The organism is Bradyrhizobium canariense (genome assembly GCF_018130465.1).
GTDB classification, from domain to species: domain Bacteria; phylum Pseudomonadota; class Alphaproteobacteria; order Rhizobiales; family Xanthobacteraceae; genus Bradyrhizobium; species Bradyrhizobium canariense_C.
Genome location: NZ_JAFCKJ010000002.1, coordinates 687,706 through 700,687, shown reverse-complemented (window position 1 = coordinate 700,687; position 12,982 = coordinate 687,706). Strand labels below are relative to the sequence as shown.

General features: G+C 65.1%; 12 protein-coding genes. 8 read left to right on the top strand and 4 right to left on the bottom strand.

The genetic code is table 11. The annotated features are described in order from the left end of the window. Nucleotides 1-45 precede the first annotated feature (45 nt). Genes JQ591_RS07480 through JQ591_RS07455 form a run of 6 tightly spaced genes read left to right on the top strand, consistent with a single transcriptional unit; the run spans nt 46 to nt 6,328 of the window. Nucleotides 46-921 (top strand): branched-chain amino acid ABC transporter permease, encoded by an 876-nt coding sequence (locus tag JQ591_RS07480; RefSeq protein WP_211395366.1) that lies wholly within the window; start codon nt 46-48, stop codon nt 919-921. Beyond that, nucleotides 918-1,916, top strand: coding sequence for a branched-chain amino acid ABC transporter permease (locus JQ591_RS07475; protein WP_211395365.1), 999 nt, complete (start codon nt 918-920; stop codon nt 1,914-1,916). Before JQ591_RS07480 ends, JQ591_RS07475 begins: the two co-directional genes overlap by 4 nt. Next, on the top strand, nt 1,913-2,656 hold the full coding sequence (locus tag JQ591_RS07470; protein ID WP_211395364.1) for an ABC transporter ATP-binding protein: 744 nt from the start codon (nt 1,913-1,915) through the stop codon (nt 2,654-2,656). Before JQ591_RS07475 ends, JQ591_RS07470 begins: the two co-directional genes overlap by 4 nt. Nucleotides 2,657-2,667: 11 nt before the next feature. Continuing rightward, nucleotides 2,668-3,405: an ABC transporter ATP-binding protein gene (locus JQ591_RS07465; protein ID WP_211395363.1), complete on the top strand. Its 738-nt coding sequence runs from the start codon at nt 2,668-2,670 to the stop codon at nt 3,403-3,405. Then, the gene (locus JQ591_RS07460) at nt 3,402-4,460 is read left to right on the top strand and encodes a Gfo/Idh/MocA family protein (RefSeq protein WP_211395362.1); all 1,059 of its coding nucleotides are present in this window, start codon (nt 3,402-3,404) and stop codon (nt 4,458-4,460) included. Before JQ591_RS07465 ends, JQ591_RS07460 begins: the two co-directional genes overlap by 4 nt. Further along, nucleotides 4,457-6,328, top strand: a complete 1,872-nt coding sequence (locus tag JQ591_RS07455; RefSeq protein WP_211395361.1) for a bifunctional sugar phosphate isomerase/epimerase/4-hydroxyphenylpyruvate dioxygenase family protein — start codon at nt 4,457-4,459, stop codon at nt 6,326-6,328. Before JQ591_RS07460 ends, JQ591_RS07455 begins: the two co-directional genes overlap by 4 nt. A 176-nt stretch (nt 6,329-6,504) precedes the next feature. Here the strand turns inward: JQ591_RS07455 and JQ591_RS07450 are convergent, their stop codons facing one another. Next, complete coding sequence (locus tag JQ591_RS07450) at nt 6,505-7,677, bottom strand: ABC transporter substrate-binding protein (RefSeq protein WP_211395360.1); 1,173 nt, start codon at nt 7,675-7,677, stop codon at nt 6,505-6,507. A 300-nt stretch (nt 7,678-7,977) separates the two neighbouring features. Here JQ591_RS07450 and JQ591_RS07445 point away from each other — a divergent pair, with 300 nt between their 5' ends. Continuing rightward, the gene (locus JQ591_RS07445) at nt 7,978-9,240 is read left to right on the top strand and encodes an NAD(P)/FAD-dependent oxidoreductase (protein ID WP_211395359.1); all 1,263 of its coding nucleotides are present in this window, start codon (nt 7,978-7,980) and stop codon (nt 9,238-9,240) included. A 159-nt stretch (nt 9,241-9,399) separates the two neighbouring features. On the opposite strand, the gene JQ591_RS07440 is transcribed toward JQ591_RS07445, so the two are convergent. The 3 genes from JQ591_RS07440 to JQ591_RS07430 form a co-directional block, all read right to left on the bottom strand. Next, entirely contained in the window at nt 9,400-10,611 is a 1,212-nt protein-coding gene (locus JQ591_RS07440) for an ABC transporter substrate-binding protein (RefSeq protein ID WP_211395358.1), read from the bottom strand. A gap of 103 nt (nt 10,612-10,714) precedes the next feature. Further along, nucleotides 10,715-11,038, bottom strand: a complete 324-nt coding sequence (locus JQ591_RS07435) for a 2Fe-2S iron-sulfur cluster-binding protein (protein ID WP_211395357.1) — start codon at nt 11,036-11,038, stop codon at nt 10,715-10,717. A gap of 12 nt (nt 11,039-11,050) precedes the next feature. Next, nucleotides 11,051-12,271 (bottom strand): cytochrome P450, encoded by a 1,221-nt coding sequence (locus tag JQ591_RS07430; protein WP_211395356.1) that lies wholly within the window; start codon nt 12,269-12,271, stop codon nt 11,051-11,053. A gap of 83 nt (nt 12,272-12,354) precedes the next feature. On the opposite strand from JQ591_RS07430, the gene JQ591_RS07425 reads away from it, so the two are divergent. After that, on the top strand, nt 12,355-12,858 hold the full coding sequence (locus JQ591_RS07425; RefSeq protein WP_211395355.1) for a MarR family winged helix-turn-helix transcriptional regulator: 504 nt from the start codon (nt 12,355-12,357) through the stop codon (nt 12,856-12,858). Nucleotides 12,859-12,982: the final 124 nt, after the last annotated feature.

Sequence of the window (12,982 nt, the reverse complement as noted above, 5' to 3'; positions counted from 1 at the left end):
TGCGTCGATCCAGTTCACTCGGGCTCTAACGATCAAAGAGAACCCATGTCCAATCTGTTCGATCTTCTGGTCGCGGGACTTGCCACCGGCGCGATCTATGCGCTGGTCGCGGTCGGCTTCACGCTGCTGTGGCAGACCTCGCAGACCATCAATTTCGCGCAAGGCGAGTTCGTGATGCTGCCGGCGTTCCTGATGCTGGCGGCGATGCATGCCGGCGCGCCGTTCTGGCTCGCGATCATCCTCGGCATCCTGCTCTCGATGCTCCTGCTCGGCCTCGCCTTCAAGATGCTGCTGGTCGATCCGATGATGCGCCATGGCGTGCTGCCGCTCGCGATCGCGACCATGGCGCTCGCGATCGGCATCAAGGAGGCCGTAAAACAGTTCTTCAGCGCCGAAGCCTCGCCCTTCCCCTCGATCGTGCCGACCGGCGACGTCTCCATCCTCGGCCATGCCGTCTCGCTGCAAAGCATCGGCGTCCTCGTCCTCGCCATCCTTGCCGTCTTCGGCCTGACGGCGCTTCTCAACCGCACCTCGCTCGGCCACCAGATGCAGGCGGCGGCGCAGAACCCGACGGTGGCGCGCATCATCGGCGTCCCTGTCGAACGCATGATTCTCCTGACCTTCCTGATCAACGCGTTCCTGGTCGCTCTCGCCTCGCTGCTGATCACGCCGATCTACCTCGCGAAATTCACGTCCGGCGAAGTGCTGGGCCAGGCCGCCTTCATCGCCGCGATCGTCGGCGGGTTCAACCAGGTGCGTGGCGCGATCGCAGGCGGGCTCCTGATCGGCGTGCTCGACAATCTCGCGGCCGCCTATGTCTCGACGCAGTATCGCGCCGCCGTGCCGATGCTCTTCCTGATCGCCGTCATCCTGTTCCGGCCGCAGGGCTTGCTCGGCCGCGCCGAGGAGCGCACCGTATGAGCGGCTTCGCCAAACCTCTGAAGATCGCGCTCGGCGTCGTCGTCATCGCTGGGCTGATCGTTGTCCCCATGAACTTCAACCGCTATGGCCTGTTCATCCTGAGCCAGTGGGCGGTGATGGCCATCGCCGCAATGGGCCTCAACCTCACGCTCGGCTATGCCGGCCAGGTCTCGCTGGCGCAGGGCGCCTTCGTCGGCATTGGCGCTTACGCCGCGGCGATCATGACCACCCATGGTTGGCCGCTGCCGGCGGCGATCGTCGTCGCGATTGGCTTGAGCTTCGCGGTCGGCTGGGTGCTCGGCTATCCCGCGCTGCGGGTGCAGCACCACTACCTCGCCTTCGTCACGCTCGCCTTCTCCACGCTGGCCTTCCTGGTGTTTCGCAACGAGAGCTGGCTCACCGGCGGCATCTACGGCATCTCCAACATTCCGCGCCCGCACATCTTCGGCATCGCGACCAACAAGCCGCTGCCGTTCTACTATGTCTGCCTCGGCTCGCTCGCGATCGTGTCGCTCGCGGTGTGGTGGCTGATCCGTTCGCCCTGGGGCCGCGCCTTCATGGCGCTGCGCGAAAATCCGCTGCGGGCGCAGTCGCTGGGCGTCGACACGCGACGCTACACGCTGATGGCGTTCGCGATCGGCTCGGCGCTCGGCGGCGTCGCCGGCGCGCTCTATGCGCCGCTGACGCAATATATCGATCCCGTGCCGTTCAACCTGTCGCTCTCGCTCGACCTCCTGATGATGGTGATCGTCGGCGGCGCCGGCTTCTTCCTTGGTCCGTTCCTCGGCGCGATGATCGCCGTGCTGCTGCCAGAATGGCTGCGCTTCACCGAGGGCTATTATCTGATGCTCTACGCGATCGCGGTGATGGGGCTGCTGATCTGGTCGCCGACCGGCATTTTGGGAATCCTCGACCGCTATCTCGCCGAGCGGCGAACCAAGGCGGCCTCCGCCCTGCGCGCCGTCGCAAAATCCCGGCTGGAGACGGTGCAATGAGCGCGGTCCTCGAGGTCACCGACATCAAGAAGAATTTTGGCGGGATCAGCGCCGTCGGCGGCGTCTCTTTCGACGTCCGCGAGGGCGAGATCCTCGGCCTGATCGGCCCGAACGGCTGCGGCAAGTCGACCCTGTTCAACTGCATCCTCGGCCAGCTCACGCCGAGCGGCGGCGAGGTCAAGCTCGACGGCAAGGTCGTCACGGGCTTGCGACCCGCCGAGCTCAACAAGCTCGGGGTCAGCCGCACGTTTCAGCTCCTGCAGGTGTTTCCAAAACTCTCGGTGCGCGAGAACCTGATCCTCGCGGGACAGGAGCACCAGGGCAGCATGGCCTCGCGCCTGGTCGGCCGCTCCGATGCCGGACTGACGGAGGCCGCCAACCAGATGATCGGCTTTTTCAAGCTCGATCATCTCGCCGACGAGCCGGCCGGCGGACTTTCCTACGGCCAGCAAAAACTGCTCGATGCCGCCATGGCCTTCATGGGCGGACCGCGGCTGGTGCTGCTCGACGAGCCCGCCGGCGGCGTCAATCCGTCGATGCTGGCGGACCTGAAGGATCGCCTGGTCGCGATCAACCGCGAGAAGAATGCCACCTTCGTCGTGATCGAGCACAACATGGAATTCGTGATGTCGCTGTGCTCGCGCGTGATGGTGATGGCGGAAGGCAAGGTGCTGGCGATGGGACGGCCCGACGAGGTCCGCAAGGACCCTGCCGTGATCGAAGCCTATCTCGGACACTAGGGAGAGCCATCATGAGCGATCCGATCCTCTCGGTTCACAATCTCGTCGGCGGCTACGGCAAGATGACGATCCTGAACGGCACCACCTTCGCCGTGCCGCAGGCCACCATCACCACCATCATCGGCCCGAACGGCGCCGGCAAGTCCACCGTGTTCAAGGCGATCTTCGGCCTGCTCAAGCTGCGCGAGGGCAAGATCAGCTTCGCGGGCCGCGACGTCACCAATTTGAGCCAGCGCGCGCTGCTCAATGCCGGCATCTGCTACGTGCCGCAGGGCCGCAACATCTTTCCCGAACTGTCGGTACGCCACAATGTCGAGCTTGGCGGCGTCTCCGCCGGCAAGGGCATCGACCTGCAGAGCCGGATCGAGGCCGCGCTCGACCTGTTCCCGGCGCTGCGGCGGAAATCGACGCAGCAGGCCTCCACGCTGTCCGGCGGCGAGCAGAAACAGCTCGAAATCGCGCGCTCGCTGCTGCTCGAACCAAAGCTCGTGCTGATCGACGAGCCCTCGATCGGCCTGTCGCCGCTGATGGTGCAGCAGACTTTCGACATCCTGAAATCCCTGCGCGACCGTGGCGTCACCATTCTGATGATCGAGCAGAACGCACGCTCGGCGCTGGAGATTTCCGACATCGGCATCGTGCTCGAGCTCGGCCAGACCCGCATGGTCGACAAGGCGGAGCGCATCCTGAACGACCCGCGGATCGGCCAGCTCTTCCTCGGCGGCGCCATGGAGGAGAGCGCGGCATGAGCGCGCCAAGGCGCATCGCCGTTGCCGGCGCCGGCCTGATCGGTCGCCGCCATATCGAATTGATCGACGCTTCGCCGGAATGCGTGCTGGCGGGCATCGCTGACCCCTCGCCTGCCGCAAAAGAGTTCGCGCAGACGCGCACCACACCCTGGCATTCGGATCACCGCACGCTGCTGGCGCAAGAAAAGCCTGATGGCCTGATCATCGCCTCACCGAACGCGCTGCACTTCCAGATGGCGGTCGACTGCGCCCAAGCCGGCGTGCCCGCGCTGATCGAGAAGCCGGTGACCGATACGGTCGCGGCCGCGCAGCGCCTGTGCGCGGCGATCAGGCGGACCGGCGTACCGATGCTGGTCGGCCATCACCGCCGGCACAATCCGATCATCAAGGCCGCACGCGAGACGCTGGCGACCGGCAAGCTCGGCCAACTCACGGCTGTGGTCGGACTGTGGCTCCTGAAGAAGCCCGACGATTACTTCGATGTGGCGTGGCGGCGCGAGCATGGCGGCGGCCCGCTGCTCATCAACCTGATCCACGACATCGACAATCTCCGATTCATCTGCGGCGAGATCATCGAGGTGCAGGCGTTGACGTCGAACAAGGTTCGCGGTTTCGCTGTCGAGGACACCGCCGCGTTGCTGCTGCGCTTCGCCAACGGCGCACTGGGAACGGCGACCGTGTCGGACGCAACGCCGGCGCCATGGAGCTGGGAGCTGACCTCGGGCGAGAACGCTGCGTACCCGAAGCGGGATCAGCCCTGTTACATCCTCTCCGGCACCGCGGGCTCGCTGTCCGTGCCGAATATGGAGCTTTGGTCCTACGCGCGAGAGCCCGGCTGGCATGCACCGCTGTCGCGCGAGACCATCACGCCGCCGGCATTCGATCCGTTGGCCGAACAGCTCCGGCATTTCCTGGCCGTGATCGCGGGCCATGAACAGCCACTGATCGCGGTCGAAGACGCAATGGGCACACTTGCGGTCGTCGAAGCTGTCAGCGAAGCGGCACGCACGGGCCAAAAGATATCGCCGGGCCAAATCATGGAGCAGGCAGCATGAACAAGCGCTCGATCGCAACCGTTTCCCTCTCCGGCGCGCTGGACGAAAAACTTCGCGCCATCGCAGCCGCCGGCTTCGAGGCGGTCGAGATCTTCGAGAACGACCTGCTATCGTTCGGTTCCGGCCCGCGCGACATCGCAAATCTCTGCAAGGACCTCAATCTCGAGATCTGCGCGTTTCAGCCGTTCCGCGATTTCGAGGGCATGCCGGAGCCGCAGCGCGCACGCAATTTTGCCCGCGCCGAACGCAAGTTCGACCTGATGCAGGAGCTCGGCACCGATCTGCTGCTGATCTGCTCCAACGTGTCCCCCAGCTCGCTCGGCGGCATCGACCGCGCCGCGGATGATTTTCGCGAGCTTGGCGAGCGCGCGGCCAAACGGTCTTTGCGCGTTGGCTACGAGGCATTGGCCTGGGGACGCCACGTCAACGACTACCGCGACGCCTGGGAGATCGTGCGGCGCGCCGATCACCCCGCGATCGGCGTCATTCTCGACAGCTTTCACGCACTCGCCCCCGGCTTTCCGGTCCGCGCGATGGCCTCGATCCCCGGCGACAAGATCTTTCTGGTCCAGCTTGCGGACGCGCCGAAGCTCGAGCTCGACATCTTGTCGTGGAGCCGGCACTTCCGCTCCTTCCCCGGCCAGGGCGATCTGCCGGTCGGTGAGTTCATGGCGGCGATCGCGGCAACCGGCTATGCCGGGCCGCTGTCGCTGGAGATCTTCAACGACCAATTCCGCGCCGGCTCGGCCGTGCAGACCGCGGTCGACGGCCTGCGTTCGCTGATCCTGCTGGAGGACCAGCTTGCGCCGGATTGGCCAAAGCTCATCCGCGAGCCCCTGGCGCCGAAGGCCAAAAGTCGCGGCACGGGATTCATCGAGTTTGCCGTCAACGAGACCAAGGCCGGCGAGCTCGCCCGCCTGCTCGCACAGCTCGGTTTCCGCAAGACCGGCAGGCATCGCAGCAAGGCGGTGGAGCGCTGGTCGCAAGGCAAGGTCGAGCTCGTCGTCAATTCCGAGACCGACGGCTTCGCGCACTCGCACTACGTGACCCATGGCCCCGGCGTCTGCGCCATCGCGCTCGATGTCGACAATGCCGGCCTCGCCATGCAGCGCGCCGAGACACTGAAGACGCGCACCTTCTACCAGCCGGTCGGGCCGGGCGAACTCGAGATTCCCGCGATTCACGGCGTCGGCGGCAGCCTGCTGTATTTTCTCGACCAAGCCGGCAAGAACTGGGACACGGATTTCGAACAGGTCCCGAGCGACGCCGGAGCAGACGCCCTGCTGGCCGTTGATCACATCGCGCAGTCGATGCCGTATGACGAGATGCTGTCCTGGCTGCTGTTCTACACCGGCATCCTCGACCTCAAGCGGCTGCCGCAGATGGAGATCGCCGATCCCAGAGGCCTCGTGCAAAGCCAGGCCGTCATCAACGGCGACCAGAGCCTACGCTTCGTGCTCAACGGCTCATCCGCCAACCGCACGCTGCCGGCCCGTTTCATCTCGGAGTTTTTCGGCTCGGGCGTGCAGCACGTCGCGTTCTCCTGCCGGGACATTTTTGCGACGGTCGCGGAGATGCGCAAGCGCGGCGCGGACTTCCTGGATATCCCGGATAATTACTACGACGACATCGAAGCCAAATACGACCTCGCACCCGAGCTGATGGCGCAGCTGCGCGCCAACCATATTCTCTACGATCGCGAAGGCGACGGCGAGTTCTTCCAGGTCTACACCCACATCTTCGACGAGCGCTTCTTCTTCGAGATCGTCGAGCGAAGGGATTATCAGGGCTTTGGCGCGGCCAATGCCGGCATCAGGCTTGCGGCGCAGTCACGCGAAGTGCGGCCAACGAGCATGCCGCGGGTGTAGGTGCCTCTTCTTCCCTCTCCCCTTGTGGGAGAGGGTGGCTCGCCGCAAGGCGGCGAGACGGGTGAGGGGCGCGAACTCGATAGACTTCGCTTTGCGGAAACAACCCCTCATCCGGCGCTTCGCGCCACCTTCTCCCACAAGGGGAGAAGGGGCATCTTGCTTGTGGCTAGCTCAACTCACTTCATCTGGCACTTGTCGTGGAAGCGATCCTGGTCGTTCTCGACGATTGTCGCGACCGTCTTCAGCGAGAGCTGGCCTTCGCCATCCTTGACCACGTCCTGGAGGTAGAAGCTCTGCACCGGGATGTGGTTCTTGCCGTACTTGAAGGGACCGCGCAGCGACTTGAAGTTGGCCTTCTCCATCTCGGCCTTCATCGCGTCCTTCTTGCTGGTGTCGCCCTTCACCGCGACCACCGCGCTGTTGATGAGCTGGGCCGCGTCGTAGGCTTGCGCGCCGTAATAGGTCGGGCGCAGGCCAGTGTACTTCTTGCGGTAGTCGGCGACGAAGCGCTTGTTCTGCTCGTTGGGCAGATCATTCACCCACTCCTGCGCGCCGGGAACCCCGAGCGCGTTCTCCTTCTGGAGCGGCAGCGACAGCTCGTCGACGGTGAAAGCCGTGTAGAGCGGCATCGTGCCCTTCAGCCCGGCCTGGGCATATTGGTTGAGGAACTGCACGCCGGCCGCACCGGGATAGAACACGAAGATCGACTCGGCACCCGAGGCGCGCGCCTTGGAAAGCTCGGCGGAGAAGTCGAGCTGGCTCGGCCAGACCGTGTATTCCTCGCCCTTGACCTCGCCCTTGAACGTGCTCTTCACGCCCGCGAGCATGTCTTTGCCAGCGGCGTAGTTCGGGCCGATCAGGAACACGCTCTTGACGCCCTTCTGGTTCATGTAGAGACCCATCGCGGCCGGCGTCTGGTCGTTCTGCCAGGAGGTCGAGAACACGTAGGGCGAGCAGAGATCGCCCGCGAGCTGCGACGGACCGGCATTGGCCGAGATCAGGAACGTCTGGGAATCCACCGCGGTCTTGAGCGAGGCCAGCAGCACGTTCGACCAGATGTAGCCGACGATGAAATCGACCTTGTCGGACTGCACCAGCTTCTCGGTCTTCTGCTTGCCGACGTCGGGCTTCTGCCCGTCATCCTCGTAGATCACCTCGACCGGCTTGCCGTCCATCTTGCGGCCGATGTGGTCCAGCGCGAGCTCGAACGAGTTGCGCATGTCGTTGCCGATCACGGCGGTCGGGCCGCTGAAGGTCGAAACGAAGCCGATCTTGATGGTGTCGCCGGCGGATGCCGGGCTTGCCAGCACAAGCGCGGCCGCGCCCGCCAGCCAGAATGCTGTCCTCATAACCACTCCCCTCCTCAATTCTCTTTGTCCCGGAAACGGGGTGATCGCCGCCCAGGGTCTTCTCTTTAGAGCGCAAAATCCGTCGAGCCGCCAATGGCCTCGGCGCCTGCCCTGCACCATAATTCGCCCTAAGCGTTAATGGCAAGAAATATAGTTCTACTCACTTCGACGAGGGCTGCGGCGCTTTTTCGCGGACCTCGATACGCGCCGCCTATTCCCCAATTGATGATGGCTATTGGACCGCAGGTCACTTTCCGCACTTAATGAGGGAGAGAAGCAGCGAGATTCGAGGGCCGCATCATGACCACGACACCGCATCGCGTCGTCATCGTCGGAGCCGGCTTCGGCGGGCTGGAGACGACCTACCGGCTCGCCGGCAGCCCGGTCGAGATCACGCTGATCGACCGCCGCAACCATCATCTGTTCCAGCCGCTGCTCTACCAGGTCGCGACCGCCTCGCTCGCCACCAGCGAGATCGCCTGGCCGATCCGGCACCTGATGCGCGACCGGCGCGATGTGACGACGCTGTTTGCGACCGTCAGCGGCGTCGATGCCGACAGGCGCAGCGTGCTGATCGACGACGGCAGCGAGGTGCCTTACGACACGCTGGTGCTCGCCACCGGCGCACGGCATGCCTATTTCGGCCACGACGAATGGGAGCAGTTCGCGCCAGGCCTGAAGACGCTGGAGGACGGGACCACGCTGCGCCGTCACATCCTGGTGGCGTTCGAACGCGCCGAGCGCGAGACCGATCCGGCCAAGCGCGCGGCGCGGCTGACCTTCGTCATCGTCGGCGCGGGTCCGACCGGCGTCGAGCTCGCCGGCACCATCGCCGAGATGGCGCACCACACCTTGCCTGGCGACTTCCGCAACATCGACACGACCAAGGCGCGCGTGGTGCTGATCGAGGCGGGGCCGCGCGTGCTCGCAGGGTTTGCCGACGACCTCTCGGCTTACGCGCAGGCCTCGCTGGAAAAGATCGGCGTCGAGGTCGTGCTGGGACAGCCCGTCACCGAGATCAATCGCGAGGGCGTGGTATTCGGCGGCAAGCTGCTCGAGGCAAAGACCCGGATCTGGGCCGCCGGCGTGCGTGCCTCGCCCGCGGCCGAATGGCTGGGCGCGCCGGCCGATCGCGCCGGGCGCGTGCAGGTCGAAGACGACCTCACGGTATCAGGTCATCCCGAGATCTTTGCGATCGGCGACACCGTTTTGATCAACGCCTGGGATGGCAAGCCTGTGCCAGGGATCGCGCCGGCCGCCAAGCAGCAGGGCCGTCACGTGGCCGAGACCATCAAGGCGCGGCTGCGCCAGGAGCCGACCGGCCCGTTCCGCTACAAGCACTCCGGCAGCCTCGCCCAGATCGGCAAGCGACTCGCGGTGATCGACTTCGGCCGCATCAAGCTGCGCGGCACCATCGCGTGGTGGATCTGGGGTATCGCCCACATCTACTTCCTGATCGGCTTGCGCCACCGCCTCAGCGTCGCGCTGAGCTGGCTCTGGATCTACGCCCGCGACCAGCGCGCAGCGCGGCTGATCACGCAGGGAAGCAGCAAGGTGGTGTAGGGGCGCTCCTCTCTTGTCCCGGACGCGGCGCGGCATGAAATGACGCGACGCAGAGCCGGGACCCAGGAGTCATGGGACTCAGCAGTCATGGGACTCAGCAGTCATGGGCCCCGGCTCTGCAGCGCAGCGCTAAGCGCTGCACTGCGTCCGGGGCACGAACTACTTCACCAACTCGCACCCACCCTCCGACAGCGGTCGAAACGCCTGCTCCGCCGAAATGGTCGAAACCAGCTTGTAATAGTCGTACGGATATTTCGACTCCTCCGGCTTCTTCACCTCGAACAGATACATCGGATGCACGACGCGGCCGTCCTGGCGGATCGTGGTGTCGCCGAACAGTTTGTCCTTGCCCCTGAACTTCTTCATCTCGGGCACGGCGTCCTTGGCATTGTCGCTGCCGGTCGCGGCGACCGCGTTGAGATAAGCGAGCGTGGACGCATAGACCCCGGCCTGGTTGCCGCTCGGCATCTTGCCGTTCATGCCGGGCCGCGCGGCGAACCGCTTGGCGAAGGCGCGGGTGTCGTCGTTCATGTCCCAGTAGAAGGCTTCCATGAGCTGGAGGCCCTGGGCGACCTTGATGCCCATGCCGTGGACGTCGTTGATGAAGAGCAGGAAGGCGACGAGCTTTTGTCCGCCCTGCTGGATGCCGAACTCGGCGGCCTGCTTCACCGCGTTGATGGTGTCGCCACCGGCATTGGCGAGCCCGATCACCTGCGCCTTCGAGCTCTGCGCCTGCAACAGGAAGGAGGCGAAGTCGGACGTGCCGAGCGGATGCTTGCTGGATCCGATCACCTTGCCGCCATGGGCCTCGATGTATTTCTGCGCTTCCGCCTCGATGCCCTTGCCGAGCGCGAAATCGACCGTGAGGAAATACCACTCCTTGCCGCCGCGCGACACCATCGCTGCAGCCGTGGTGTTGCCGGTCGCCCAGGTGTCGTTGACCCATTGGATGGTGTTGGGCGAGCAGGCCTTGCCGGTGAGATCGGAGCTTGCGGTGGACGATGCCAGGAACGTCATGCGGCTGTCGCGCAGCAGCGTGTTGATGGAGAGGCCAACGGCCGAGTTCGGCACGTCGACGATGGCGTCGACGCCCTCGACATCGAGCCATTTGCGCGCGATGGCATTGCCGACGTCGGCCTTGTTCTGGTGATCGGCATAGACGATCTCGACCTTGATGCCTTTGCCGCCGCCGTTGAAATCCTCAGCGGCCATGCGCGCGGCCTCGACCGAGCCCATGCCGTTGGTGTCCTGGAAGATGCCGGAGATATCGTTGAGCACGCCGACGCGCACGACATTATCCGAGATCTCGGCATTTGCCGCGCCGCCAATCAGGCTCGCGGCCAGCGCAAGCGTCCACTTCAGATATTTCATGATTCCCTCCCCTGTTTGATGTGATGCCGCGCCGGTCATTGCCGGTGCGTCTGAAAATCAGACTTCTTGAAATCAGACTTTCTTGAAATTAGGCTTCTTGAAATCAAACTTGCCGCTCCGGCAATCTCAGCACGAGCCCGTCGAGCGCGGGCGTGAGCTGGATCTGGCAGGACAGCCGGCTGTTCGGCAGCCGCTCGGTCGCGGTGCCGTCGAGCAGCGCGTCCTCGTCATCGGCCACCGCCGGCAGGCGCGCGAGCCAGGCTTCGTCGACATAGACGTGGCAGGTCGCGCACATGGCGTTGCCGCCGCATTCGGCCAGAATGCCGTCGATGCCATGACGGGTCGCGGCCTGCATGGCACTCTCGCCGTCGCTGGTTTCGATATGGTCGGACCTGCCGTCGGGATGGATGAAGGTGATGGCGGACATAAAAACTCCTCGTCAGGCCGGAGTGATGGTCACAGGCAGGCTGTCGAGCCCGCGCAGCGTGTTGTTGAAGCGGCGTTTCGGCTCGCCCGTGATCTCGATCCCGGCGATGCGCTTCGCCAGTGCGGTCAGCATCACCTCGCCCTCGAGGCGTGCGACGAGCTGGCCGACGCACATGTGGATGCCGGAGCCGAAGCCGACATGGCCGGAGCTGCGACGCGTGATGTCGTAGCTGTCGGGCTTGTCCCAGCGCCGCGGGTCGCGATTGGCGGCGGCGAGGAACATCAGCACCTTCTCGCCCTCGCCGATCCTCGCACCTGACAGTTCGACCTCGCGCGTCGTGGTGCGGAAGAACGTCTGCACCGGGCTCTCGAAGCGCACCGCCTCCTCGAAGGCGTTGCGCGCGAGCGTGAGATCATCGCGCAGCCGCTGCCACTGGTCGGGAAAGCGCGCGAGGCAATAGACGGCAGCACCAATGCCGTTGACGGTGGTGTCGAGGCCGGCGGACAGCAGCGAGCGCACCAGCAGCGGCGCCTCGGCCGCGGTGATCTCGCCGTCGTCGACACGGGCGTGAATGCAGGCGCCGAAGCCGCCGGGCGCGAGATTGTCCCGCTGGCACTGCTCGGTGACATAGGCCTGATGCGGCGCCGAGCGCGCGATCGCGTCCTGCCGCAGCTGGTTGGGCGGACCGAAGGCGTTGAAGACGAGGCTCGCATAGGGGATCAGGTGCTCGCGGCCTTCGGGCTTCAAGCCCAGCGCATCCGGGAAGATCGAGAGCGGGTAGGCCTCGGCGAGATCGGTGATCGCGTCGAAGCTGCGCTTCTCCAGCAGCGCATCAACCCGCTCCTCCGCAGCCGCGGCAAAGCGGTCGCGCACCTGCTTCATCACGGTCGGCGACAGCACTTTTGACAGCACCGACCGGGTGCGGGTGTGCGCGGGCGGATCGGCTTCGAGGATCAGGCTCGGCGGCCGCCACGGCGTCTCCTTCTTGAAGTCGGAGAGGCCGACGCCGCGGCTGGAGCAGAACGTCGCGGGGTCGTTCAGCACGGCATGAACCTCGGCATAGCGCGCGACGCCATAGACGTTCCACTTGTCGAGATAGACGACAGGTCCCGCCTCCCGCAGCAGCTCATGCGTGGGATAGGGATCGGCAAAGAAATTCATCGCGAAGGGATCGACGTCGAGACGCGGGACAGCCGACGAACCGTTGATTTCCGGGGAGCTGGAAGCGCTCATTGAAGTCCTCCCTCATTTTGAACTTGTGCAAGGGCGGCGCATGCCCTTAGGTCTTCCGGCACGCCGCGAGCCAGAAGCCCGATATGCCGCCTTCGACAAGATCCCGACAGAAGCCTGCGCCCGCTGAGACGGGACCGACGCTCGATCTCGACCGCTACGTCCCCGCGTTCGTCACCTTCATCGCCAACAAGCTCTCGAACAGCGCCACCGCGTTCTATCAGCGGCAGTTCGGCGTCAACGTCACGGAATGGCGGATCATGTCGCTGCTGGCGATCGAGCCCGGCATTCCCGCCTCGCGCATCTGCCACGTCATTGGTTTCGACAAGGGCCCGGTGAGCCGGACGCTCGCCGGCCTGGAAAAGCGGGGGCTGATCTCGATCCGCACCGACCCCAACGACGGGCGCACCCATTCGATCTCGCTGACGACGAAGGGCCGCGCCATCCATGACAAGGTGATCGTCGCGGCATTCGAGCGCGAACGGCGCCTGTTGTCCTGCCTCAACAAGGACGAGCGCGAGGTGCTGATCGACCTGTTGCGCCGCCTGCACGAGAATCTCGGCGCGGTGACCGGCGGCACCGAGACCTGACGGGCCACGCACCGGGCGCCGACCCCTGTCATTTCCAGGCATGCGCCGGCGTTCGCCCGCGGCACCCTCTCTGCCGAGCATTGCTTCCTCCGAGATCCGACGCGGCGGTTCCTCCCGCCGTCAT